We start from the raw sequence: 12,938 nt of genomic DNA, 5'->3' as shown, positions 1-12,938 counted from the left end.
GCTTATTTTGTCACTGGTCGAAACATGTGCAGGTGGTACGGTCTGTCGCCGTTTATTGTTTTTGGCTGTGCGAGTGACGTTAGCCGGTTACGTTCAGGCCATCGTCTGAAACCATTTAAACACTATGCCGTAGCACAGCGCGCCCAACAGCGTCGACAGTACGATGCTGCGGGTTTTGTAAAAACAAAGCGTCAGCAGGGCGAACCCTGCCAGCGTTGGCAACAGTCTTTCTGTGTGCTGCATGATATCCGGCAGGGCGGACACCACCAGCAGAGCGCAAATGGAAGCAATGCCGATACTGTCGAGCAGCAGGGCGGTTTTGCCCCGACGCAGGTTACCGGACGCCCGGTCGGCGCCCAGCCGCAGCGGCAGGTATCGGAACAGAAAGTTAACTGTTCCCACCAGTAAACCAATCAATAATACTGAAGTATTCATCGCGTTTCTTCCTTTACTGATGCCGGTTGATACAGCGATGCCAGACAACCGCCGCCGATGCCGATCAGGATGGCGGCGGGAATGGACGATACCAGCAGCCCCAGACAGGCGCCGCCCAGCGCGGCGGCTACCACCAGGCTCTGACGGCGTTTGAAGGACGCGAGCAGGAAACTCAGAAACAGCGCCGGCAGCATAAACGCCAGTGCGGCCTCGACCGCGGGGTAACCTTCCAGCGGGCCATTGCCGAATACCGCGCCGAGCACGGTGCCGGCGACCCACGACAGCCAGGCGCTCAGCGCCACTCCCAGCATCCAGGACTCGCTCCAGCGCCGGTTATCCCGCGACAGCCGCGCCGTCGCGGCGGCGAAGACCTCATCGGTCAGTCCGAATGCCCACCAGACGGTTTTGCCGGTCGGCAGTCGCTGCATAATACGGCGGCGCAGCGAGGGGCCGTACAGCACATGGCGGACGTCCATCGCCATTACGGTCAACGCCGCCACCCAGATAGACGCGCCCGCGCTCAGTAGCGCGGTAATGACGAACTGGCTGGCGCCGGCGTAAATGATGCAGGAAAGAAAAATGGCTTCCAGCGGCGTGAAACCCAGCTTGACGGCGTTCAGGCCAAAGGCGAACGCCACCGGCACGTAACCGATGACGATCGGCAGGCTGTCAAACAGACCGCTGGCAAAAGAGGCGTCGGCCGTCGTGCGGGCATCAGTCTGGCTGGAAGAAACGGAGTTCACGGTGTCTGGGCTCATCCACGGATTGAAAAAATATACTGGTCGAAAAAACAACATCATAGGCGCAAACCGCCGTCAGCGATAGCGCTTTACCGTCAATTGGGCGGCGGCGGGGCGTCATCCGTGCGTCTCCGGCTGCGAAGATTCGTAATGATGATTTTGCCACCACACCAGCAGCGCCAGCAGACTTAGCGCGCCTCCGGCTCCCGATACCCCCAGCCAGCCGAAATGCTGATAAGCGTAGGCGGAAATCAGCGAGCCGAGGGCGCCGCCGATAAAGTAGCTGGTCATGTAACCGGCGGTAAGACGGTTGCGCGCGTCCGGCAACATACGGTAAATCGCGCTCTGGTTGGTGACATGCAGCCCCTGAACCGCCATATCCAGCGCCACAATGCCGATCAGCAACGGCGCTATGGCGCTGACGCCGGCGGCGATCGGCAGCCATGACAGCGCCAGCAGCAACAGCCCCACGGTGGTGGAGAGTTTGGCTTTGCCCTGATCCACCAGACGGCCGGCCCGGCTGGCGGACAACGCGCCGGCGGCCCCCGCCAGACCGAATAACCCGATCACGGCCTCGCTGTAATGGTAAGGAGGAGCGGAGAGCAGGAACGCCATCGATGTCCACATGATGCTGAAATTGGAGAAAGAGAGCGCGCCCAGTATCGCGCGGGTGCGCAACGGGCGGGAACTGCCGAATAACTGGAAGATGGAGATCAGTAACTGTGGATAGTTAAGGTTGGTTGACGGGTGATAACGCGGCAGCGCGCGCCACATCAGCAACGCCATTCCCGTCATCAGCAGGCTGGCGACCCAGTACACCGTGCGCCAGTCTCCCAGCGACGTCAGCGCGCCGGCCAGCGTTCGGGCCAGCAGGATCCCCAGCAGCAGGCCGCTCATGATCGTGCCGACGACCTTGCCGCGGCTTTCCGGCGAGGCCAGCGTGGCGGCCAGCGGCACCAGAATCTGCGCCACGACCGAGAACAGGCCGGTAATGGCGGTGCCGGCCACCATCAACCACAGTGAAGGGGCAGAGGCGGTAATCAGCATGCCGCCTGCCGCCAGCAGGGTCATCCCGACGATCAAACCGCGGCGCTCGAAGCGGTCGCCCAATGGCACCAGAAACATCAGGCCGCAGGCATAACCCAACTGGGCGGCAGTGACGATAAAACCGGCCTGATTGACCGACAGGCTGAATGCCTGGGCGATGGCGTCCAGCAGCGGCTGGGCGTAATAGTTACTGGCTACCGCCAACCCGGTGGCGGCGGACATCAACAGCGTCAGTGCCGGGCTCAGGCCGGCGGTGGTGGTAGATGCAGACATGCGAGAAATGTTAACTTAATGTTAAATCGGATTTATTAATTTAGTATTGAACAGTCACGCCGGAGAATCCAGCAATTTATCTTATAAATTTCCCTGAAAATAATCAGGAGTTTTATCAGCCAGACCGGAAGAAGCCTATTATTCTCCGCTTCCGACAAAGGGTAAGCGTTTACTTTCGGGGCGATAAAAACTGATAAGGCGGAAACCGATAAAAAGGGAAAACGGCGAAGGAAAAGCGGAGTCGATCCGAAACGGCGGGTAAGACATAGAGGATACCCTGGCGGGCATCCTCTGGATTATGGTGGCGTAGCGACTTACTTTGCCGCCGCGCGGGCGGAATTAATCCAGCCGTCAAACTGCGCCTGATGCGCGTTGATCCAGCCGTTGACGTGGCGCTCGATAGCTTCCTGAGACGCTTCGCCCTGATGCATGCGCAGGTTCTGGGCGTTGATGTCCGCCAGCGGCAGTTTCATGGTGGCGAACAGGGCGGCCGCGGCCGGGTTTTTCTCCGCCCACGCCTTGTTGGCGACGATGCGCATAGTGTTGACCGGGAAACCGTAGTTGGCGCCGTTAGGCAGTTTGGTGTCGGTGCCTTTCTGCTTGCCGGGCAGCGAGGAGAACGGCACCTGCAGCCACACCACGTCACGTCCCGGCACCAGTACGTCGCTCACCCAGTACGGCGTCCAGGTGAAGTACAGGATCGGTTTGCCCTGCTTGTAGCGGGTAATGGTATCGGCGATCAGCGCCGCGTAGTTGCCCTGATTGTGGTTGACGGCGTCGCTCAGCCCGTAAGCCTGAATCTGGTGATTGATGACGCTGTCGCAGCCCCAGCCGGGGTTACAGCCGGTCAGGTCCGCCTTGCCGTCGCCGTTGGTATCAAACAGTTTCGCCAGTTTCGGATCCTTAAGCTGATCCAGACGGGTGATGTGGTACTGGTCGGCGGTTTTCTTGTCGATCAAATACCCTTGCGCCGCGCCCGAAACGTAGACGCCCTGACGGTAGAATTTGGTATCGCCGCCGGCAGCCTGATACATGTCGTCGTGCAGCGGTTGCCAGTTGACGGCGGTAAAGGTGGCGTCACCGGCGGCAATCGAGGTGTAACCGACGTTGTAGTCCACTTCGCTGGGCTTATCGACGGTATACCCCAGTTTTTCCAGCGCTTTGCTGACCAGCAGGGTCTGGAACGTTTCTTCGGAAATGGTGCTTTGCACCGGTTTGACGGTGATGCCTTTGCCGGGAAGGTCGTCGGCGGCAAACAGGCTGGTACTGAGTACGGTAGTCAGGGCAAGCGTTGCCATGCTGATGTTACGCATACGGATAGTCCTCATATTGTCTTATTCAATAAGCAGTCGTGAACGACGCACAGACACCTGTGTCAGAGCGTGCGGCCAGCCGGCGCCGGCCGCAGGGTCAGGTGGTGCGGTCCGGGCGCGGTCAGGCCCGGGATTTGATGAAGGGGCGAACCAGCAGTCCCAGCGGGCCGTGGTGGTACCAGTGACGGTTGCCGCGGCTGCGGGCGTCGCGCCCCAGCGACTGGGTCAAACGATCCAGAATAATGGCCAGAATTACGATGCCGACTCCGCCGATGGACGCCAGCCCCATGTCGAGGCGGCCGATGCCGCGCAGCACCATCTGTCCCAGCCCGCCGACGGCGATCATCGAGGCGATCACCACCATCGACAGCGCCAGCATCAGCGTCTGGTTGATGCCGGCCATGATGGTCGGCATCGCCAGCGGCAACTGCACCTTAAACAGCATCTGGCGCGGGCTGGCGCCAAAAGATTGCGCCGCTTCCACCAGGTCCGCCGGTACCTGACGGATGCCGAGGATGGTCAGGCGAACAATCGGCGGCAGGGCGAAAATGATGGTCACCACCACGCCCGGCACGTTACCGATGCCGAACAGCATCACGATCGGCACCAGATAGACGAACGCCGGCGTAGTCTGCATGGCGTCCAGCAGCGGGCGCACGATACGAGCCGCGCGATCGCTGTGCGCCAGCCAGATCCCCAGCGGCAGGCCGATGATCACGCAGAAGAACAGCGCGGTCAGCACCAGCGCCAGCGTGACCATTGCCTGCGACCAGGCCCCGATGGCGCCGATGGCGACGAGCGACAGCAGTGTCGCCACGCCCATGCCGAAACTGGACACCTGCCAGGCCAGCAGCGAGAACACCAGAATGGCGATCGGCGCGGGCAGGCCGGTCAGCAGTTGCTGAAAGCTGGTGAGGATCACGTCGACCGGTACGCGAATGCCCTGAAACAGCGGGCGAAAATGCAGTACCAGCCAATCGATGCCTTCGGTCACCCAGCGGTCGAGCGGCACCAGCGTATGGCGGAACGGATCCATCAGGTTGATGTGTTCCTGTGTCGGTGTTGGCGCGCTGTTCAGCCAGTCGCTGCCGCTCTGGTGTACATCGCTGGCGGCGGGCGGCGGCGCATTGCTCCAGGCGTCGGCGGCGTTATCCGTCGGCGTGGCGTTGCCTGCCGGCGCTGATGACGCCGCCCAGGGGTCGGCCTGCGCTGGGGTACCCGAGGAGCCCGCCGTAGCGGCATGCCCGCCCGGTGTGGCGGCGGCGTGGTTGTGGCCGGCGTTGGTCGCCGAATCCGGCGTTTGGGTGTCGTCCCAGGGGTTTTGCGTGGTGTCAGTCATTCAGCGTACTCTCCTTATCCAGCGCCTGCAGCAGCATCCCTTTGGAGATAATGCCGAGATATTCATGGTTTTCGTCCACAACAGGTACCGCGCAGGGTGCTTGCGCCACCTGAGATATCAGCTCGTTGAGCGACATCTCCGCGGGGACCGGCGTCGGGGCGGGCAATAATGCCTGCTCCAGCGGTTGCTGCTCGCGCAGCGCCTGTTTGAGGGAGTCGATGGAGACTACGCCGATGAACTTGCGCCCCCGCTCCAGCACATAGCCGTACTCGCGATCCTCCTCTTGCAGGATCTTGAGCGCGGATCGCGGGCCAACGCCCGGCGTTTTGCGGATCACCGCGACCGGGCGGCGGCGGGCGATGTCTTTGGCGCTGAACACGTGGCTGATATCCACGCCGCGGAAGAAGGTGCGCACATAGTCGTTAGCCGGGTTATTGAGAATCTCATCCGGCGTGCCGACCTGAATCACCTCGCCGCTGTGCATGATGGCGATGCGATCGCCGATGCGCATCGCTTCGTCCAGATCGTGCGAAATGAACACGATGGTGCGTTGCTGGCGCGCCTGCAGCTTGATCAATTCATCCTGCATCTCGGTGCGGATCAACGGGTCGAGTGCCGAAAATGCCTCATCCATCAGCAGGATATCGGGGTCGTTGGCCAGCGCGCGGGCCAGGCCGACACGCTGGCGCATCCCGCCGGAGAGTTCGTCCGGGTAGGCGTTGGCGTACGCCTCCAGGCCGACCTGCTGCAAGGCGCTCAGCGCTTTCTGCTCGCGTTCCACGCGGGGCACCCCGGCCAGATCCATGCCGAATGCGGTGTTGTCGAGAATATTCAGGTGGGGCATCAGCGCGAAAGACTGAAACACCATGCTGATCTTCTTGCGGCGGATCGCACGCAGCGCGCCGTCCGGCAGGCGAGAGATATCCTCGCCGTCGATCAGTACCTGACCGCGAGTGGGTTCTATCAGGCGATTGAGAAGGCGTACCAGAGTGGATTTGCCGGAACCGGACAATCCCATGATCACAAAAATCTCGCCTTCTTCAATGGCCAGACTGGTGTCTTTTACCCCCACCGTCAGACCGGTTTTCTCAAAAATCTGATCCTTATTCAGCCCCTGTTCCAGGAGCCTGAATGCCCTATCGGGATGCTCGCCAAATATTTTATATAGATGTGTTACTTCAAGTTTAATTGCCATGTAATTAGGGGTTTCCTGTGTGGTTTAATTGTTTTTTCTCGCTGCCTCATGGTGGGTGACACTTTTTATACCCTACCATAAACCGACGCTCTGACAACCCTTTGGTGAGGATTGATGTCCATTTTTGGCGATTTGATGGCAATATTTATTCGAATTAATTCTTTATTTATGAAAAGTGAAAGAGAAATTTTCTGTGCGTAAAATTGTTTATTTTTATTTTAAATTCATGTCGTTATTGTTTTTGTTGTCTGGGGTTGAATTGAATTTTTGAAAAGGGATTTCATCAGAAAAACAATGATTTTTGCAAGGTGTAAGATGAGTGAAATAATAATGTCATTTAATGCGAAATTCATATGGATTGAACGGATTGCGTCAGTGGTTGAAATGGGATATTTATGGTTTGAGTGGTCGTTTTGAAATGAGTTTTGGCGCTAAAAAATAGTCTGGTTTGAGCGGCGATTTTGACGGGGATAATGCGGTGTGATATGCCGTATTATCACGATGAAATAATCGGATGATTCTGAGTGTTTATCCCCGAAATAATGTAAGGGGACAGAAAGGCGGCCACCGGGTGAATCCCCGGTGGCTTACGTTGGTCAGCGACGGGAGTGAACGGAGCAGACACCGCGCCAGCGGCGCGAATAATCGCGGAATGTAATCAGGAAATACTGCCGGGCTCGGCCGGCAGTATCGATGTCAATCGTTGGCCTGATTTCTGGCTTGCTGCAACAGATGCAGAGTAATGTTGCGAACCTCGGCTTTGCTGCCGGCGATATGTTCGGCAAGCAACCGGCAGGCTTGCCCGCTATTCTGAGCGAGGATGGCTTGCAGGATGGCGGCATGTTCCTGATAAGTGGCCTGAATGCGATCCTGACGGGTGAAATCCAGCCGGCGGATAATGCGAATTTTTTCGGTGACGTCCCGGTGCACGCGCGCCATTTCCCGGTTGCCGGCGGCCGCGACCAGCGCCAGGTGAAAGGCTTCATCCTGCCGGGAAACCTGCTGGCCGTCATCCTGCCGCGGGTCGTCTATCCAGTACTGATGCAACGGCTGGAGCAGCGCGGCGCAGGCGTCAGGCGACAGCAGGCACAGCCGCTGCACCGCTTCCCGCTCCAGTACGATGCGCAGGTCATACAGTTCCTCGAAGTAAGCGAAATCGAACGGTTTGACCTGCCAGCCGCTGCGGTAGTACACGCTCACAAACCCCTCGGTTTCCAGCCGGAACAGCGCCTGACGGATCGGCGTGCGGCTGACCGACAGGCGTCCCGCCAGTTCGTTCTCGGTAAAGCGATCTCCCGGCAGCAACCGAAAATCGAAAATATCCTGCTTGAGCCGTTGGTAAACCTGTTCCGCCAGTACCGGCGGTTTGCTTTTATGACGTGCGTTCCGGTCGTCGGGCGCAGAGAATTGCATCCTGTTTCCTCCCGTTGTCAGGCTGGTGAGCGTTGGGTTACAAAGGCGCGCCAACCGCCGAATTCGGTAATGTCCCGCGCGCCGTTAAGCGCCGCCGGTTCACAGATGAAACCTTTGACCTGACGGCCATCCGCCAGCGTCAGCGTGCCGATGCCGAGCGGTGCCGGGACTTCCGCCACCAACTCGCCGAAGCGTGCCAGCGGGACATCCCACAGCTCCACCGTAATCGGCTGCCCCTGACCGGTGTTGACCAGTCCGGGCTTGGGCGGCTGGGTATTCGCCAGCGCGTACAGGCGGTAGTCGGCTGATGTGACGGTTTCTTCCACTTTGACGGCGTTGCGGGTCAGCAGCTGAAAATTGAGCGGCATACCGCTTAAGTGAGCGCCTACTACGGCGAGTCGTACATGATGAGGAGAGGCTGTTTCCTGCGGCGGAACCGGCGGCAGGGTATTGCCGGTAGCGCCCAGCGGCAGCGCCGTGACTGACTGCCAGCGCTGACCGAACGCCGCCAGCGCGGCGTCGTGCCAGGCCGGCGCAATCAGTGTGATGCCGGCGGGCAGGCCATCGTCGCGAAACGGCGCCGGCAGCGCCAGCCCGCACAAATCCGCCAGATTGGTGAAGTTGGTGTAGAAGCCGAACTGTGAGTTGTAGGCCACCGGCTGTTGTTTCATCTCTTCCAGCGTATGAATGGTCGGCGCGGTGGGCACCACCAGCGCGTCAAACCCGCTTAACCGGGCGGCAATGTGCCGGGCCAGCCCCGCTCGCAGGTATTCCGCTTCAAACACCTCGCAGGCGCTGTAATCGGCGCCTTTGGCGATGATGCTGCGTACGGTCGGGTCCATCGCTTCCGGCTGTTCGTGCAGCAGGTCGCCGACCGCCACGGTGCGTTCCGCTACCCACGGCCCTTCATATAATTGACGCGCCAGCTGTTCGAACGGGCTGAAATCCAGCGGTTCCAGCGTCGCGCCCATTGACTGCAAGTGCGACAGCGCCTGTTGAAATGCCTGCTCCGCCTGCCGATCGCCAAAGAATTCCAGCGGATGCGGCACCGCCAGCCGTAACCGGGCCGACATCGTCGCCGGCGTGGTGCGGGGATGATGACGCGAATAGGCGTCGTCTTCGTCATAGCCGCCGGCCTGCGTAGCGACGAGCCAGGCATCGGGCACCGTCAGTGCGAACACCGACACGCAGTCGTTCAGACGGCAGGCGGGCACGACTCCCTGCGTCGACAGCCAGCCTTTGGTGGGTTTCAGACCGACGATATTGTTGAATCCGGCCGGAACGCGGCCGGAGCCAGCCGTGTCGGTGCCCAGCGCGAACGGCACCAGCCCGCGTGCGACTACCGAGGCGGAACCGGAGCTGGAGCCGCCGCTGACGTACTGCGGATTAACGCTGTTGGGAACCGCGCCAAACGGTGAGCGGGTGCCCACCAACCCGGTGGCGAACTGGTCAAGGTTGGTTTTGCCGAGCACGATGGCGCCGGCGGCTTTCAGTCGTGCGACCACCGTGGCGTCTTGCGCCGCGGTGTAAGTAAAAGCCGGACAGGCGGCGCTGGTGGGCCAACCGGCGACATCAATATTGTCTTTGACCGCAAACGGAATGCCGTAAAGCGGCAGGCGTTGGGCGTCAGGCTGGCTGAGCAGGTGGGTGATTTGCTCATGCAGTCGGGCTTCGTCGGGCAGATAAATCCACGCCGGGTCGTCAGCGCGCAGCGATCTCCAGACGGTCAGCAGGGTTTCAGTCAGGCGGTTCGGGTGCTGCTGGTGGTGGCGCTGCCACTGAGGCAACGTGAAGCCGGTATAAACAGTCTGCGATGTCATGCAATGCATTCCAGTTGGTATACAAGATGGAATGCAACATTCAAACCTTATGCCAGTTTTTTAATGCACTGTTTTTGCTTGCTTTATGGTCAGACAAGCCCGGTCTGGCAGCAGAAGAACGCACCGCGATGGCACAGCCGCATCCGGTGCGGGCTCGAAAACAGGGCATACGGGCATATGGAAAGGAGCATGGAAAGGAGCAAAGACGGATCGCGACGCCGCGCCGCGATCCCGGTGTGATTTATTCTTTACCCAACACGAAACCTGACATGCCGCTGGCGGCCGGCATGACGGCCTTTTCGCGGCGCGCCAGATAGCGGTAGCTGCCGGCGCCCAGCGCCACGCCGATAAACCAACTGAAATTGGCGACCTCATGCCAGGCCGGCACAAAGCTTATCACCAGCCCGATAGCCACCGAGGGCAGCAGCGCCAGCACCGCGTTCGGGTTGATGCCGTTGCGATACCAGTAGCGCCCGCTGGGGGTGTCGTTGAACAGCGCATCTACGTCGATCTTGCCGCCTTTGATCAGGTAGAAATCCGCCAGCAGGATGCCGAACAGCGGGCCGATAAACGCGCCCAGCACATCGAGCGTGTAGTGAATCAGTTCCGGCGAGTTGAACAGGTTCCAGGGAGTCAGCAGCACCGAGCCGACCGCGGCGATCATCCCGCCGGTACGGAAACTGATGCGCTGCGGCGCGCAGTTGGAGAAGTCGAACGCTGGAGAAACGAAGTTGGCGACAATGTTGATGCCGATGGTAGCGACAATCATGGTCAGCAGGCCTAACGCCACCGCCACGCTGTTGCCGACGCGGCTGACGGTTTCGATCGGGTCGGTGATCATCTGGCCGAACAGCGACTGGGTGCCGGAGACGATCACTACCGTCACGATGGAGAACAGCAGGAAGTTGAACGGCAAACCCCAGCGGTTGCCGCGACGGATTTCCTGCATGCTTTTACCGTAACGGGAGAAATCGCCGAAGTTGAGCAACGGACCGGAGAAATAGGACACCACCAGCGCCGTGGCGGTGATCATCTGCCAGACCTGCTCGCCGCTGCTGAGGGATTTGCTGCCCAGCGTGAAGGAGATATTCTCCAGCCCGGTTTTGTATACAATCCATCCGGCCAGCGCCAGCATCACTATGTAGACCGCCGGGCCGGCGATATCAATAAAGCGCTTGATGGCGCTCATGCCGTGCCAGAACACCATCGCCTGCAGCAGCCACATCACGCCGAAGCACAGCCAGCCCAGCGCCGACAGACCGAGCCAGTGGCTGGTGGTCAGCGGCGTGAGCGACGGCACGAATTTCAACAGCACCAGCATCAGCGCGTTGGCGGCCAGATAAGTCTGGATGCCGTACCAGGCGAAAGCGATCAGCCCGCGGATCACCGCCGGAATGTTGGCGCCGAACACGCCGAAGGACTGACGGCAAATCACCGCATAGGGTACGCCGCTGAGCTGGCTGGGTTTGGCCACCAGATTGGCGCACAGTTGCACGATGCAGATACCCGCCAGCAGGCACAGCAGCACCTGCCAGCTGGCCAGACCCAGCGTAAAGAAGCTGGCCGCCACCACGTAGCCGCCCATGCTGTGTACATCCGACATCCAGAATGAAAAGATGTTGTACCAGGACCAGCTTTGTACACGCGTCGGGGCCAAATCTTCATTGCACAGTCTCGGGCTGTAATGCGCCGGGGTGTTTCCGGCGGACGTCATGTTTTCTGGCATGGAATCTGCTCCTTTTGGTGACGATAAAAATAAAGGTGAAAAAATCAGGCAGTGGGGTGTTGCAGGATTTGGGCCAGATCAGTGAATTTTGTATACAATAAATTTATTTTGTGTGTACGATTTGGCGATGAACGTGATGACGGAAGAAACCGATGAGCGATATTTACGGTCTTGGAAATGAGACATTTTTCGAGCAAAAAGATGAAGTTATCTATCAGGCACTGTTAAACGCGATCGTCGAGCATCAATTGTTGCCCGGCGCTCGCCTGCCGGAGGAGGCGCTGGCGGAGGTGTTCGGCGTCAGCCGTACCGGGATCCGCAAAGTGCTGCAGCGTTTGGCGACGGTGCAAATGATCACACTGTTGCCCAAACGTGGTGCACAGGTGGCGACGCCGACGGTGGAAGAAGCGCGTGAGATCTTTCAGACCCGTAGCCTGATGGAGTGCGCCAACCTGCCCGCGGTGATCGCGCACTGCCAGCCGCCGCATCTGGCGGCGCTGGAGAAACTGATGGCGGCGGAAGAGAAGGCGCATCAGGATCGCAACGGGCCGGAGGCGATCCGCCTGTCGGCGGCGTTTCACATCCAGTTACAGGCGATTTCCGGCAACAGCGTGCTGACCAGCATGGTGTCGCAACTGACGTTGCGATCGTCGCTGGTGATCGCCGCCTACGGCGCGCCCTGGCAGCAGGGATGCCGCTGTCACGATCATCACGATCTGCTGGCGTTGTTGCGTAACCGGGATCTGGCGGCGCTGACCAGCGCCATGCAGCAACATTTCGACGATATCGTCGCCAGCCTGCGTTTTGACGGCGACGGCGCGACCACGCCGGATTTCTCGCGGTTGTTCAGCCATCTGAAGCCGTTCGGTCGTAATAAAGAGGAGCAAGCCGAATGAGCCAATGCGTAATTCAGGTGATCAACCCCAACACCAGCCTGGCGATGACCGAAACCATCGGCGCGGCGGCGCGGCGAGTAGCTGCTCCCGGCACCGACATTCTGGCGGTATGCCCGCCGCAGGGCGTGCCGTCGATAGAAGGACATTTTGACGAAGCGGTGGCGACGCTCGGGGTGCTGGAGCAAATTCGGCTGGGCCGCGAGCAGGGCGTCAGCGGCCATGTCATCGCCTGTTTTGGCGACCCCGGCCTGCTGGCGGCGCGGGAACTGGCGCGCGCGCCGGTGGTGGGCATCGCCGAAGCGGCGATGCACCTGGCGACGCTGGTGGCGACGCGCTTTTCCATCGTCACCACGCTGCCGCGCACGCTGATCATCGCCCGTCATCTGTTGCAGTGCTACGGTTTCGAGCATCACTGCGCCGCGCTGCACGCCATCGACCTGCCGGTACTGGCGCTGGAAGACGGCCAGGGGCTGGCGCAGCACAAGGTGCGGGAAATGTGTATACAGGCTAAGCGACAGGATGGATCCGGCGCCATTGTGCTTGGCTGCGGCGGTATGGCCGATCTGGCGCAGGCGCTGACGCAGGAACTGGGGATTCCGGTTATCGACGGCGTGGGCGCGGCGGTGAAAATGGTGGAGTCGTTGATCGGGCTGGGGCTGACCACCAGTAAACACGGCGATCTTGACTATCCGCTGGACAAGCCGTTGACCGGCGCCTTCGGGGCTTTGCGTTAATCGGCGG

The 12,938-nt window shown here is 60.1% G+C and carries 11 protein-coding genes; 2 read left to right on the top strand and 9 right to left on the bottom strand.

Going from position 1 to position 12,938, the window contains the following annotated elements; all coding sequences use genetic code 11:
- Positions 1 to 93 precede the first annotated feature (93 nt).
- The 9 genes from ygaH to CPA59_RS17820 form a co-directional block, all read right to left on the bottom strand.
- A complete protein-coding gene (gene ygaH, locus CPA59_RS17860; RefSeq protein WP_038920035.1) occupies positions 94 to 435 on the bottom strand; it encodes an L-valine transporter subunit YgaH in 342 nt (113 codons plus the stop codon).
- On the bottom strand, positions 432 to 1,193 hold the full coding sequence (locus CPA59_RS17855) for an AzlC family ABC transporter permease (RefSeq protein WP_237431846.1): 762 nt from the start codon (positions 1,191 to 1,193) through the stop codon (positions 432 to 434). Before CPA59_RS17855 ends, ygaH begins: the two co-directional genes overlap by 4 nt.
- Before the next feature lie 99 nt (positions 1,194 to 1,292).
- Entirely contained in the window at positions 1,293 to 2,495 is a 1,203-nt protein-coding gene (locus CPA59_RS17850; RefSeq protein ID WP_107760262.1) for an MFS transporter, read from the bottom strand.
- A 314-nt stretch (positions 2,496 to 2,809) separates the two neighbouring features.
- Positions 2,810 to 3,808 (bottom strand): glycine betaine/L-proline ABC transporter substrate-binding protein ProX, encoded by a 999-nt coding sequence (gene proX, locus CPA59_RS17845; RefSeq protein WP_049854380.1) that lies wholly within the window; start codon positions 3,806 to 3,808, stop codon positions 2,810 to 2,812.
- A 121-nt stretch (positions 3,809 to 3,929) separates the two neighbouring features.
- The gene (gene proW, locus CPA59_RS17840) at positions 3,930 to 5,147 is read right to left on the bottom strand and encodes a glycine betaine/L-proline ABC transporter permease ProW (protein WP_107760260.1); all 1,218 of its coding nucleotides are present in this window, start codon (positions 5,145 to 5,147) and stop codon (positions 3,930 to 3,932) included.
- Complete coding sequence (gene proV / locus CPA59_RS17835) at positions 5,140 to 6,342, bottom strand: glycine betaine/L-proline ABC transporter ATP-binding protein ProV (RefSeq protein ID WP_038666265.1); 1,203 nt, start codon at positions 6,340 to 6,342, stop codon at positions 5,140 to 5,142. The genes proW and proV overlap by 8 nt, the downstream gene beginning before the upstream one ends.
- Before the next feature lie 696 nt (positions 6,343 to 7,038).
- Positions 7,039 to 7,755 (bottom strand): GntR family transcriptional regulator, encoded by a 717-nt coding sequence (locus CPA59_RS17830; RefSeq protein ID WP_107760259.1) that lies wholly within the window; start codon positions 7,753 to 7,755, stop codon positions 7,039 to 7,041.
- Between the two features lie 17 nt (positions 7,756 to 7,772).
- A complete protein-coding gene (gene atzF / locus CPA59_RS17825; RefSeq protein ID WP_107760257.1) occupies positions 7,773 to 9,575 on the bottom strand; it encodes an allophanate hydrolase in 1,803 nt (600 codons plus the stop codon).
- A gap of 241 nt (positions 9,576 to 9,816) precedes the next feature.
- Complete coding sequence (locus CPA59_RS17820) at positions 9,817 to 11,301, bottom strand: NCS1 family nucleobase:cation symporter-1 (RefSeq protein WP_049854384.1); 1,485 nt, start codon at positions 11,299 to 11,301, stop codon at positions 9,817 to 9,819.
- A gap of 152 nt (positions 11,302 to 11,453) precedes the next feature.
- Here CPA59_RS17820 and CPA59_RS17815 point away from each other — a divergent pair, with 152 nt between their 5' ends.
- Together CPA59_RS17815 and hpxA are read left to right on the top strand one after the other, a co-directional pair.
- Positions 11,454 to 12,197 carry a GntR family transcriptional regulator gene (locus CPA59_RS17815; RefSeq protein ID WP_038920026.1) on the top strand — a complete coding sequence of 248 codons (744 nt, stop codon included), beginning with the start codon at positions 11,454 to 11,456 and terminating at the stop codon, positions 12,195 to 12,197.
- Positions 12,194 to 12,931, top strand: coding sequence for an allantoin racemase (hpxA, locus tag CPA59_RS17810; protein WP_107760255.1), 738 nt, complete (start codon positions 12,194 to 12,196; stop codon positions 12,929 to 12,931). The genes CPA59_RS17815 and hpxA overlap by 4 nt, the downstream gene beginning before the upstream one ends.
- Positions 12,932 to 12,938: the final 7 nt, after the last annotated feature.

It is taken from the genome of Dickeya sp. Secpp 1600, from assembly GCF_003049805.1.
GTDB lineage: Bacteria > Pseudomonadota > Gammaproteobacteria > Enterobacterales > Enterobacteriaceae > Dickeya > Dickeya fangzhongdai.
Note: the sequence above shows the minus strand (reverse complement) of the source record. Positions and strands in the feature narration are given on the sequence as shown.